The 12,332-nt window shown below is 29.8% G+C and carries 11 protein-coding genes; 10 read left to right on the forward strand and 1 reads right to left on the reverse strand.

Translation table 11 applies throughout. The annotated features are described in order from the left end of the window. Positions 1–2 precede the first annotated feature (2 nt). The 3 genes from ACHJH3_RS01550 to hisA are packed head-to-tail and all read left to right on the forward strand — an operon-like array spanning position 3 to position 2,229. Complete coding sequence (locus ACHJH3_RS01550) at positions 3–902, forward strand: PDC sensor domain-containing protein (RefSeq protein ID WP_172199873.1); 900 nt, start codon at positions 3–5, stop codon at positions 900–902. Further along, positions 899–1,519, forward strand: a complete 621-nt coding sequence (gene hisH / locus ACHJH3_RS01555; RefSeq protein ID WP_407063285.1) for an imidazole glycerol phosphate synthase subunit HisH — start codon at positions 899–901, stop codon at positions 1,517–1,519. The genes ACHJH3_RS01550 and hisH overlap by 4 nt, the downstream gene beginning before the upstream one ends. Further along, on the forward strand, positions 1,519–2,229 hold the full coding sequence (gene hisA, locus ACHJH3_RS01560; RefSeq protein ID WP_407063286.1) for a 1-(5-phosphoribosyl)-5-[(5-phosphoribosylamino)methylideneamino]imidazole-4-carboxamide isomerase: 711 nt from the start codon (positions 1,519–1,521) through the stop codon (positions 2,227–2,229). Before hisH ends, hisA begins: the two co-directional genes overlap by 1 nt. A 101-nt stretch (positions 2,230–2,330) precedes the next feature. Here the strand turns inward: hisA and ACHJH3_RS01565 are convergent, their stop codons facing one another. Next, positions 2,331–2,669 (reverse strand): tyrosine-type recombinase/integrase, encoded by a 339-nt coding sequence (locus ACHJH3_RS01565; RefSeq protein WP_407063376.1) that lies wholly within the window; start codon positions 2,667–2,669, stop codon positions 2,331–2,333. A 933-nt stretch (positions 2,670–3,602) separates the two neighbouring features. Between ACHJH3_RS01565 and wecB the strand changes: the two genes are divergently transcribed. The 7 genes from wecB (at position 3,603) to ACHJH3_RS01600 (ending at position 12,331) form a co-directional block, all read left to right on the forward strand. After that, positions 3,603–4,742: a non-hydrolyzing UDP-N-acetylglucosamine 2-epimerase gene (wecB, locus tag ACHJH3_RS01570; RefSeq protein ID WP_407063287.1), complete on the forward strand. Its 1,140-nt coding sequence runs from the start codon at positions 3,603–3,605 to the stop codon at positions 4,740–4,742. Continuing rightward, positions 4,732–5,949, forward strand: coding sequence for a UDP-N-acetyl-D-mannosamine dehydrogenase (wecC, locus tag ACHJH3_RS01575; protein WP_407063288.1), 1,218 nt, complete (start codon positions 4,732–4,734; stop codon positions 5,947–5,949). The genes wecB and wecC overlap by 11 nt, the downstream gene beginning before the upstream one ends. A gap of 504 nt (positions 5,950–6,453) precedes the next feature. Beyond that, positions 6,454–7,857 (forward strand): mannose-1-phosphate guanylyltransferase/mannose-6-phosphate isomerase, encoded by a 1,404-nt coding sequence (locus ACHJH3_RS01580; RefSeq protein ID WP_407063289.1) that lies wholly within the window; start codon positions 6,454–6,456, stop codon positions 7,855–7,857. A gap of 316 nt (positions 7,858–8,173) precedes the next feature. Beyond that, positions 8,174–9,358, forward strand: coding sequence for an O-antigen ligase family protein (locus ACHJH3_RS01585; RefSeq protein WP_407063290.1), 1,185 nt, complete (start codon positions 8,174–8,176; stop codon positions 9,356–9,358). After that, positions 9,345–10,583, forward strand: a complete 1,239-nt coding sequence (locus ACHJH3_RS01590; RefSeq protein WP_407063291.1) for a glycosyltransferase family 4 protein — start codon at positions 9,345–9,347, stop codon at positions 10,581–10,583. The genes ACHJH3_RS01585 and ACHJH3_RS01590 overlap by 14 nt, the downstream gene beginning before the upstream one ends. Next, the gene (locus tag ACHJH3_RS01595) at positions 10,558–11,334 is read left to right on the forward strand and encodes a polysaccharide deacetylase family protein (protein WP_407063292.1); all 777 of its coding nucleotides are present in this window, start codon (positions 10,558–10,560) and stop codon (positions 11,332–11,334) included. The genes ACHJH3_RS01590 and ACHJH3_RS01595 overlap by 26 nt, the downstream gene beginning before the upstream one ends. Then, a complete protein-coding gene (locus ACHJH3_RS01600; protein WP_407063293.1) occupies positions 11,327–12,331 on the forward strand; it encodes an acyltransferase family protein in 1,005 nt (334 codons plus the stop codon). The genes ACHJH3_RS01595 and ACHJH3_RS01600 overlap by 8 nt, the downstream gene beginning before the upstream one ends. The last annotated feature ends 1 nt before the right edge of the window (position 12,332 follow it).

The raw sequence follows: 12,332 nt of genomic DNA on the forward strand, positions 1-12,332 counted from the left end.
AGTTGGTTATAAAGGACATTCAGAGGTTTTCGGACATTAGATATAAGGCAAGGGCGTATTTGTGCTATCTTTTTAGCAGAAATTTGCCAAACAAACTGCCCGGCGTTAGCTTGGAGGCTATAAACAAAGGCTTTGATAAGATAGCTCACGAGATAGAGGAATTTGACGCGTTTTACGTGCTTGATGAAAACGGCATTCAGCTTGAAAACTCAATCAGCCTAAACCCAAGCTACATAGAGGGCAAGGGCGGAGATAGAAGCAATAAGGCTTATTATTATAGAGCCGTTCGCGAAAAGCGTTGCGTGCTAACGGATCCGTATCCTTCTACGCTTACTAACGAGCTTTGCGTAACGGCTTCAACACCGATATATGATGATAAAAACGAGCTTAAATTCGTAGCCTGCATAGATATCTCGCTTGAAAAAATTCTAAATTTGGCAAGTCCCGGTGCGGTTGAGAGCTATTTCGGTAAATTTTTAAAAGTTGTTTATACCGCTTTTGCGATTGCGCTTTTTATGGTGGCTTCGTTTTTGTTTTATTACGGAGTGGAGAGCTTTTTATCAAAGAGCTTTATGCTTATAAATGTCGAGGAGATGTTTGAATCAACCATCGTTTTAACGCTTGCTTTAGCGATTTTTGATCTGGTTAAGGCGATCTTTGAAGAAGAGGTGCTTGGCAAGGGCGGGCAAAATGACGATACGGGCATGTATAAGACTATGGTTAGATTTATCGGATCTATCATCATCGCGCTTGCCATAGAGGCGCTTATGCTGGTCTTTAAATACGCCATAACCGCGCCTGATCACATCATCAACGCTATTTACTTAATAGGCGGCGTTGCTATGCTTATGATAGCGCTGAGCGTTTATCTTGCCGTTGTTAGGCAAAAGAGCGGGCAATGAGCTCAAATATCGGTATCATCGACTACGGAGCAGGAAATTTACAAAGCGTTGTAAATGCTTTTAAATTCGTAGGCTTTGAGGCTAAATTAGTAAAAAGTGCCGATGAATTGGCTAAATTTGATAAGGCTGTTTTGCCCGGAGTCGGGGCGTTTGCCTTAGCGATGGATAGATTAAAAGAGCTTGATATGGATGAGGCGATAAAGGAATTTGCCAAAAGCGGCAAGCCGTTTTTGGGAATTTGCCTTGGCATGCAGCTTTTATTTGATGAGAGCGATGAATTTGGCGTTAGCAAGGGACTTGAGCTCATAAGCGGGAGAGTTAAGAAATTTAACGAGGCGGAATTTAAAACTCCTCTTAAGATCCCTCATATCGGCTGGAACGGTTTAAATTTCACTCGTCAAACTGCTTTAAATGCGAATTTAGGCGCAAGCGAGTATCTTTACTTCGTGCATAGCTATCACGTGGTTTGCGAGCCGAAATTCGCTCTTGCAACGAGTGAATACGGATATGAGTTTATAAGTGCGGTTTGCGCGGATAATATTTATGGATTTCAGCCTCATCCTGAAAAAAGCAGCGATGTGGGGCTTAAAATTTTACGAAATTTCGGGAGGTTGTGATGGAAATTTTTCCTGCTATCGATCTAAAAGAAGGCAAGGCGGTAAGACTTAGCAAGGGGGATATGGCAACTGCTAAAATTTACTCCAATAACCCTGAAGAGCTTGCGAAAGAATTTGAAAATTTGGGTGCAAAATGGCTTCATGTAGTCGATCTAGACGGAGCTTTTGCCGGAGAAGCGATAAACCTAAAAACTGTTGAAAAGATAGCGAGTGCTACGAATTTAAAGATCCAGCTAGGTGGAGGAATCCGCACAAAAGAGCGTATAAAAAGCTATCTTGACAGCGGAATTTCAAGAGTGATTTTAGGCTCAATCGCACTTAAAAATCCAAATTTCGTAAAAGAAGTGGCTAAAATTTATCCGGTGGCAATCGGCATAGACGCATTAAACGGTTATGTGGCGACTGAGGGCTGGGCTGACGTGTCAAATATGAAAGCAACCGATCTTGCGCGTGAATTTGCGGGAGCGGGAGCTGAAGCGATAATTTGCACCGATATCAGCAAAGACGGGATGCTTGAGGGTGTAAATGTAAAATTTACAAAAGAGATAGCCCTTGCTAGCGGCATAGATACGATAGCAAGCGGTGGCGTTAAGGATTTAAATGACATAACCGCACTTAAAGAGGCGGGAGGAATCTACGGCGTGATAATAGGCAAGGCTTATTATGAAGGAAGGATTGATTTAAAAGAGGCTTTCAGGCTTGCAAGATAACGTTTAAAGTTTATTTAAACAAAAAAACTACTAAACACCCCGTATTTTAGGGCTTTTCTTAGATTGTTTTTTGCAAGTGTGCCAAAATTTGTGCCAAAGAGTTAAAATAAAGCCCTCTCTAGTTCTATTTTATCGCTCTTATTTTGCAAGTAGTGAGTATATAAATTTGTCATCATTAAAGAGCTATGCCCTAACATCTGCTGAGCCAATGTGGGCTTAATATTGGCATCTATTAATAAGCTTGCGTAGGTGTGCCTTGTGATATGAAGTCCTTGAGGTTTTAATCCTAGTTTTGTCTGCAATATCTTAAAAAACCTAGCTATGCTTTCGTAATTCGATTTAAATATTAAATCTCTATCTCGAGGCAGCTCGTTCAGGTAATTCTTTAAAGGCTCTAAGAGTATAACCCTTCTTGATTTGCCGTTCTTGGGGCTATTAATGACTCCTCTTGCGTAAGTTTTGTTGTTAACTTTTTAGCAGATAGTGTGCTAACTTTATAGTTTGAATCAAATATTATAATGGCTTTATTAATAGCTTCAAGCTCAGATTGTAAATTTGAGATGATTTATTTATAATATTCGATATTTCCTTTAATTTCAGAGTGTTTAGATACGAGAGCCAATATTACATGATATTCTTCCATAACAAATCCTTTTAAAGTAAATGTTTTTATGGCTTAAAAAGAAATATCTATTATTTAAAGCTATGACATAATCTTAGCCTCTTTGATGATAAAAGTCTTGTGTATTTGCTACATAATAGCGAAAAATAAAGAACTCTCATAATACTATATTGAATACGTATCTATTGATCAGCAAAATAAATATATTTCTGATTATCTAAGTGAGCTTGATAATAAAAAGAATTGGATAATTAAAGCAAAAGAGACTTTGAATGAGGAGATGGATAAAATAATAAAAAGCCTTTAGAAAACTAAAAAATAATCGATATTGTTTGAGTGAGTACTTTTAGTAATATTAATACTAAATCAATAATATTATTGTGCAAATCCCAAATAGCATTCGGAAATAATGTTAAGTATGTTTACAGTATAAATCGGATATAATTCAATAAAAATTTATATTTTATATTTTTTCTAGTCGATTAAATTATTGCTTATCAAATACAATAGAAGGGTTAAGAATTATTATAATGATATTAGGATAAATATGTGTTGTTTTGTTTAAATAATGCTTCTGATTACAAATTAATTAAATATTTATTTATATATCAGATTTAAAAAATAAATAATTAATTGTCTTGAAATAAAGTAAATTAAAATAGTTTTTAAGTTTTTATTTTAATATTAGTTAATATTTAAATAGTAGTTTTGTATTTAATATTTAATTTTATTAATAATTTAAGGATAATGCTTGAAAAAAAAAGTATTGTTGGTATTTGGAACAAGACCTGAGGCCATAAAGATGGCTCCTGTAATTAAAGCTTTTCAAAAAGAATCATTGATACAATGCAAGATATGCGTGACTGGTCAGCACAGAGAGATGTTGGATCAGGTATTGGAGTTTTTTGAGATCAAACCTGAATATGATTTAAATATAATGAAGCATGGGCAAGACTTGTATGATATTACCACCAGTATACTTTTGCATATTAAGGAAGTATTGAATGATTTTAAGCCAGATATTGTTTTAGTGCATGGAGATACCACTACAGCATTATCTACTGCTTTGGCTACTTTTTATGAAAATATTAAATTGGGACATATAGAAGCCGGACTTAGGACAGGAAATATTTATTCGCCATTTCCAGAAGAAATGAATAGGTTGTTGTGTTCGTCTATCTCAAATTATCATTTTGCTCCAACTGACAAATCAAGAAATAATTTGTTGAGAGAAAACAAAGATGATAGAAATATTATGGTTACTGGAAATACAGTAATCGATGCACTGTTTTTAACATTAGATAAAATAAAAAGTGATAAAAATTTAGAATTAAAAATTAAAAAACAAATTCCAACTATAAATAATAATAAAAAAATTATACTTGTAACAGGTCACAGAAGAGAAAATCATGGACAAAATTTTATCAATATTTGTGAGGCTTTAAAAATTTTAGCTAATAAAAATCAGAATATAGATATAATATATCCTTTGCACTTAAACCCTAAAGTACAAAAACCAGCAAGGGAGTTATTGTCTTGTGTATCAAATATTCATTTAATCCAACCTTTGCGATATGAACAATTTGTATATCTTATGCACAAGTCATACTTTATCATTACTGACAGCGGAGGAATTCAGGAAGAAGCACCATCTTTGTTTAAGCCAGTACTTTTAACAAGAAATACTACAGAACGATCCGAAGCAATAGAGGCAGGAGCAGTTAAGCTTGTTGGGACAAACACAGAAAACATTATCAAGCAGGCTCAAAAATTGATAGACGATAGAAGCGAATATGAAAAAATGATCATATTAAATAATCCATATGGGGATGGGTATGCTTCTAATAGAATAGTCGAATTTATCAAAAGGATAGAAATTAATGGCAAATAAGAAAATATGTATTCTTGGTCTAGGGTATATAGGTTTACCAACATCGGTATTGTTGGCTAATAGAGGATATTGTGTGCATGGTGTAGATGTTGTTCAATCAACTGTAGATGCTATAAATACAGGAAAGCCACATATTGTAGAGCCTGATCTTGATGCATTTCTAGATTTGGCAGTAAAAAGCGGTAAATTTAAAGCCAGTCTCGCACCAGAAAATGCAGATGTCTTTATTATAGCTGTACCTACACCTTTTCATAATGGGTATGTACCAAATATTGAATATGTAATGAATGCTACCAAGTCTATAGCACCTTATATTCGGGATGATTGTATGGTTATTTTAGAATCGACTTCTCCTGTGGGTACAACAAATATGGTAGAAAACACTCTTAAAATATGTGGAGTTGATATATCAAAAATATTTGTTGCTTACTGTCCTGAAAGAGTTCTTCCAGGACATATTATGAAGGAGCTTATAGAGAATGATAGGATAGTAGGTGGAACTAGGTCAGAATCCACTAAAATAATAGCAGATTTTTATAGAGAATTTGTCCATGGCGAGGTATTAGAAACAGACGCCAAGACAGCAGAAATGACAAAACTAACTGAAAATTCGTTCAGAGATACCAATATAGCATTTGCAAATGAAATTAGCATGTTGTGTGATAAATTTGATATTAATGTATGGGAGCTAATAAGGCTAGCAAATCGTCATCCAAGGGTAGAAATACTAAAACCTGGAGCTGGTGTTGGTGGGCACTGCATAGCCGTAGATCCATGGTTTATAGTGCACTCTAGTCAAGAAACTGCACGTCTTATTAAAACGAGTCGTGAAGTAAATAACAATAAGACGGAGTGGGTAATAGAGAAAATTAAAAACAAAGCCATACTTTTTGAAAGTGAAAATAATAGAAAACCAAAAATAGCTTGTATGGGGTTGACTTTTAAGCCAGATATAGATGATCTAAGGGAATCCCCAGCATTGTATATATCCAAAAGAATTACAGATGAAATTGTAAATGTAGTCTGTGTAGAACCCAATATTCCTTTGAGTTGCCATTTGTCAACTATTAATAATAAATTAAAACTTGAAAAACTTGAAGAAGCTTTGGTAACAGCAGACTTAATAGTTTTTTTGGTTGCCCATAAAGAGTTTAGAAATCTTAATATAGAGAATGCACTTGATTTTTGTGGAGTTTTAAATTCATAGATAATCATTTTAAAAGAGGTCGTATATTAATTTTTAAACATAACTATATTTGTATTTAAAATTACTTGTTTTTAATTTTATGTTATGCATGAATACTTAGTTGCTTTAATTAAAATTTAAAAATGTATTATAACTTAAATAAATAACTAAAAAAGTTAAATTTAATTTATTTATAAAACTAAATTTTAAAAATAATGTTTTATTATAATATATAAAACATTGATTAAGCAGTATAGAAAAACTAACATATCTAATTTTAAATATTAATAATTATTTAAAGCTTTTTAATTTTAAGTATAATCAAGTTTAATTTTAAAATAATAATTAATTTTTACACTTGAATGCTTAGACAAGATAAAATGTTTGTAAGTTAAAGTTTATTTAATATATGATTGATTAATATAAAAAATAACATAGTTATTAATTGTGTTTTTGTATTTTATGTTTTAAAATTATTTTATTAGATTAGATATATGGCATTTTATAAGTATTGAAAGGCATTCAATGATAAATATAATTTTATGCGGAGGAAGTGGTACCAGATTGTGGCCAATTAGTAGAACTCTTATGCCAAAACAGTTTATGAAGATATTTGGCAATAAGTCATTATTTCAACTCACGGTTGATAGAAATTCTAAAATATGTGATACGAAAATTATTGTTTCAAATTCAGACCAATACTTTATAGCAGCTGAACAGCTACAAGAGTTAAATTTAACTAAAAGTAAATATTTATTAGAGCCAATAGGAAGAAATACAGCTCCTGCTATTGCATTGGCTTGTTTTGCTATAAATCCAGAAGATTTAGTGCTAGTGACTCCATCGGATCATTTGATTAAAGATGAAATAGAATATTTGAAAATATTAAAGAGAGCAGAAAAGATAGCTCTTAAAGATAATCTTGTAACATTTGGTATAATTCCAACTTCTCCACAAGTTGGGTTTGGATACATAGAAAGTGAAAATACTAAAATTAAAAATCAAAATTTTTGTGCTTGTGATGTGAAAAGTTTTCACGAAAAGCCTGATTTTGAAACAGCCATAGAGTATTTAAATGCAGGAAATTATTACTGGAATTCTGGTATTTATATGTTTAAAGCAGGAGTGTTTTTGGATGAGCTTAAAAAACATTCACCCGAAATCTACAAGACATCTTTACAAGCTTTTAATAATACACAAGAAGATAATAGTGGGCTAATTAGAATCGAACAAGAGTATATGATGAATATTCCACAAATTAGTATAGATTATGCTGTTATGGAGAAATCAAAAAATATAAAAGTACTTCCATCTTGTATAGAATGGAGTGATGTTGGAAGTTTTGATTCTCTTTATAATGAATTGTTAAAAGATAATGATGGAAATACTAAAAATTATAATCATATTTCAGTCAATAGTAAAAATAATTTAGTATATGGAAAAGCCAGAAAGATAGCAACAGTTGATATTGAAGACTGTATTATAGTGGATACTTCAGATGCATTATTAATATCTAAAAAGGGGAGTTCGCATAAGCTAAAAGAAGTTGTTGAAAGAATAAAGAATGATAATATCGAATTAAGTTATACTCATTTAGAAACATATCGTCCATGGGGCACATATACTGTGCTTGAGCATGCGCCTGGGTATAAAATAAAAAGAATAGAAGTTAAGCCTGGATGTAGACTATCTTTACAAAAACATTTGCATAGAAGTGAGCATTGGATTGTTGTATCTGGAATAGCAACAGTAACTATAGGAACCGAAACAAGATTGATTGGACCAAACGAATCAACTTATATAAAAATTGGTGAAGTTCATCGTTTGTCAAATGAAAGCAAAGCCCCAGTTATTCTTATAGAGGTTCAAGTTGGCGAATATACAGAAGAAGATGATATCATAAGAATTGAGGATGATTTTAAAAGGTAGAATTGCTTTATATTCAACTCATATTTTCTTATAAATAAAATATATAATATTTATATTTAATGAAATTGAGAATGGTTGAGGCAATAAAGGCGCTATATATTTAAAAATTTTATGAACATTATTTAGCCATAAGACATATAATTTATTGTAGAAGTTATTTTGACTTAATAGCTGAACGTCAATAATCAAAAATAAAACGGAGGATTTATTTGGCATATATGGTCTTTAATGTAATGTATGGAATGTTAGCTAAAATTAAAATCAAATATAAAATTAAAAATATAACTCTAAAAATATTTATTTGAATTGATTTAGCATGGTATTTTTAAATTTAATTAAAAAAATATTTATTATAGGCATACCTATAGATATTTTTTCTATTATAAACATTGGAGAGAAGGGAATAACAGTTACTATAATTAGTATAATAATGATGAGTTTGATTTTATTTGCTAATTTTAAATTTAAAAAGAATATTGTTTTACTAATAATATTCTTTATTCTTTTTTGGCTATATTATGCTGTTTTTTTGCCTTTTTGTATTATGGAAAGTGAATTATATTTCAAAAAATCATTTTTTTCGTCTTTATATGCAGTAGTATTTTTTGTTGTTGTAATTTTTTTTTCAAAATATGGAAATCCATTGGAAGATATTAGATTTTTTATGCAAGTTAGCTTTTTGGTTGCCATATTTGGCATATATCAGTTTATAGCAAGAAAATATAATTTTCCTCTTGACTATTTGCCAATAACTAATGCGAGTTATCATAATGTATCCGGATCGATAACTGGTTTTAATCTTACAAGGGATATTCAACCACCGTATTGGAATTCGTCAAGTACATTTTTAGAGCCTTCTTATTTTGGTAGATATTTAGTTTTTTCAATATTTTTCTATCTATTTTTAGTGGATGCTAAAGTTAGAGTTAAAAGTTTATATTTATATATTTTTCTGATCGCTTTAGTAACCACTTTCTCACTCGGGGCATTTATTGTGATGTTGACATCATTTATTGTATATTTACTTTGTTCAAAAAAAATCAATTTAAAATATATAATTTTAATTACTTTGTCTATTTTTTCTGCTTTATCATCAGATGTTTTTCAAAGAAAATTTACATCCATTTTTTTAAATTTTACAAATCCAGAAGAAGTGGCTGGCTCCTATTCTATTAGAATACAAGGAACATTACAGGCGATAGAGGCATTTTATCAATATCCTATTGCTGGTAGTGGGTTTTCAGTTTATAAATTAATTACAAATACACCAGGAACCGATTCCCAATTTTTTGAAATATTGTACCAATTTGGTATAATGGGACTTATTTTATATTTGGCAATGTTATTTTATTTTTATTATAAGTATTCTAAGTATAAAATGATGATTTTTTTAATATTTATCTATATGTTCGCATTTAATGGTTTATGGGATTTGTTGTATGCATTTATATTTGGCTTAATTATTAAATCGCAAAAAAGAGCTAACAATGTCACTAATTAAGTTATTTGCTGTTGGGCATTCGTATGTAGTTAAAGAATATCAGAAGGCGCTTGATATTCTAGGAGATAATGGTTTTGCTATCACTCTTCTGACTCCTGATGCCTATAAAGAAGGAGGAAGGTATATCAATGCCAGTACATTATCAGGCAATATAAAGCATTATAGATTCAGTACGTTGTTTGGCAAACAGGGGAAGCAGCATTTTCACATTTATATTAATTTATTAAAGATAGCTTATCTTTTTATGATCAATAAGCCTGATATACTGTATTTATATGAGGAACCTAACAGTTTAGTTACATTGGAATTTGTATTGTTGTCTAAAATATTTTCTAGAAAAACAAAAATAATTATTTGGACATCAAATGATGTGTTTAGAAACTATAAAAAAATATATAAATTTTATGATATTAGAAGATATCTGTTTGATTTTAATATTAAAATAAATTCTTTATTAACAGATGCTTCAATTGCTACATCTGTTGAAGCTAAAGATGTATTAAGAAGAAAAAAATATTTTAAAAAAATATATATTACTCATACTCATGCTATAGATTTAAATTTTCTTTTTCCAATAAATAAACAAAATGAAATATTCCAAATAGGATTTATTGGGAGATTAGAGTACCAAAAAGGACTTCAAATTTTGCTAAAGGCAATCAACGTACTTAAAAAGCATCATAAGATTGAATCATTTAGATTGTTGGTGTATGGAGATGGAGGAAAAAAGAATGAGTTTATGAAATATTGTAATCAAAACAATTTAAATCAAAATATTTTATGGCGCGGATTTTATAATTATAATGAGCTAAATAGCATCATGAACAGTTTTGACATTTTAGTTGTGCCAAGCATAACTGATGGAGTCGTAAAAGAAAAATTTGGAAGAGTAATCATAGAAGGTATGGCATGTGGCATACCAGTTATTGTTTCTAATTCAGGAGGAATGCCTTATGTTGGAGGTGTTGCTGTGAAAAAATTTGAGGAAGGCGATCATATTGAGCTTTCAAATTTAATAATGGAATTTTTAAAAAATCATCAATTAATAAAAGAATATTCACAATTAGGTTTGTATAGAGTAAAGAATTTTTTTTCTTACAATGCTGTTTCTAGTTCATTTTATAAAATCTTTAAAGATTTGCTAAGTGATTATAGTAGTTCCAATGAAATTTATATTAATAACTATAGGGTAGTAGATAATGAAAATAGCCATACTTACATTTGACGAACCTGAATTTGAGCCTTCGTATATTAATACAAGGAATTTTGGAAAAGGAATGTTTGGAGAGGTGTTTTTTACGGGTAAAGTTAAAATGAGTAAAATTCATACAGGCGTTTTTAAAAATAGACCTTTTTATAAGGGATTGTTTTTTTTATTTGCTCAAATGTATTTTAAATTAAAAAGTAAATTTTTCTATTCTGAAACAATTTTTGACTTTTTAAATAAAAATAATATAAAAGGAACTTTTTTTGGTGTATTTAATTTAATTGATAAAAATATAGAAAAGGAATATTTGTTCTATATAAATATTTTTAAAAAAATTATTGAAAATGGACACGAATTAGGGTTGCATGGCTATAGACATGGTGTGTTAACAAATAGCGAATGCCAGCATTCAATAAAGTTGGCAAGAGAACTTTTAAATACTGAATTACAAACATATAGTTCACCATGGGGCGCGGATCAGAAATCAACAAGAAAAATTCTTTGCGATAATGGATTTATAGGTTTTAGAGTTTGGAAGTTTGATGATGAAATTTCTAAAAATTTCATTCAGGCTAGATATGTGAATAACATTGATTTGCATGATGAGTTGCCAGAATTAGTTGTTTTAAATGTTCATGGTCCTGATTTTTACCCGGTAGGTAGAAAAAAAATTCAATCTTATATAGATATACTTAAAAGTCAAAATTATGTATTTATGACGTTCAAGGAATTTGTATTATTAAAACTACAAGAAGTAAATAATGAATAGAAAAGTATTTTTGGATAATTATAAGGGAATAGCAATCATAGGAGTGCTTTTGATTCATACTAGATTATTCTATGCTTTTAACACAATAGATAATAGGCTTATTATGGAATTATTTCATTCTATTTTTAGTTTTGCAGTGCCATTGTTTATTTTTATTACGGGTTATATTTTAAGTAATATAAAGTTTAAAATTAATTTTAAAAGGTATCTAGTTCCTTATTTGATATGGAGCGTTATTATTTACATACTTTACTTTTTGTACAACAATTCTCATAGTTTTTCAACTACTGATTTTTTATTTAGGTTAATTACATTTACAACTTCTGGGCAGTATTATTTTTTATTTGTATTGTTTATATCATTTATTTTTGCACCATTTTTAGTTAGTATAACTAAAAATTATTTTATAGTGTTGTTTTTCTTTTCATTGATATCAAATATTTTTTCTCAATATTTGATATTGAAAGACATGGATATATTGTTGTTTGAAAGAAGTATTTTGTATTTAAATTATTTTAATTGGATATTTTACTTTGTAATGGGATTAAAATATGACTTGATATTAGGTGCTTATTTGAATAAAGTAAATACATCTATAATTATTGCATTGACCATCTCTTTTTTATTTTTAGATTACTTGGACTATAGGAATGTTTATAAAAGTGGATATGATTACTTTACTTGGCAAAGCTTTTGCTATAGTATACTTCTAATACTTATGCTGATGAAGTTAAAGGATGTTGCCATTGTAAATACTAAAACTATATTAACAAATATTGGCAAGCTTAGCTTTCCAATATTTTTAATCCATAATCTCTCTTTTCCTTTTTTAAAATTATCATCAAAATTTTTAGTGGATAATATTATTTCATACATATGTTTAAGTTTGATTTATGGAATAATTCTAACTTTTATAGTGGTTTACTTATCAGAAGTTATATTTGGAAAAAGATCGATTTATTTATTCGGCAAAATATATTTTAGAGGAAATAATTAGC

Origin of the sequence: Campylobacter canis, assembly GCF_045504005.1 — a bacterium.
In the GTDB taxonomy this organism is placed as follows: Bacteria; Campylobacterota; Campylobacteria; order Campylobacterales; family Campylobacteraceae; genus Campylobacter_A; species Campylobacter_A canis.

Coding starts and splice junctions, on each gene's coding strand:
- hisH (WP_407063285.1), top strand. CDS start 899: ATGAGCTCAAATATCGGTATCATCGACTACGGAGCAGGAAATTTACAA.
- hisA (WP_407063286.1), top strand. CDS start 1,519: ATGGAAATTTTTCCTGCTATCGATCTAAAAGAAGGCAAGGCGGTAAGA.
- wecC (WP_407063288.1), top strand. CDS start 4,732: ATGGCAAATAAGAAAATATGTATTCTTGGTCTAGGGTATATAGGTTTA.
- ACHJH3_RS01580 (WP_407063289.1), top strand. CDS start 6,454: ATGATAAATATAATTTTATGCGGAGGAAGTGGTACCAGATTGTGGCCA.
- ACHJH3_RS01585 (WP_407063290.1), top strand. CDS start 8,174: ATGGTATTTTTAAATTTAATTAAAAAAATATTTATTATAGGCATACCT.
- ACHJH3_RS01590 (WP_407063291.1), top strand. CDS start 9,345: ATGTCACTAATTAAGTTATTTGCTGTTGGGCATTCGTATGTAGTTAAA.
- ACHJH3_RS01595 (WP_407063292.1), top strand. CDS start 10,558: ATGAAAATAGCCATACTTACATTTGACGAACCTGAATTTGAGCCTTCG.
- ACHJH3_RS01600 (WP_407063293.1), top strand. CDS start 11,327: ATGAATAGAAAAGTATTTTTGGATAATTATAAGGGAATAGCAATCATA.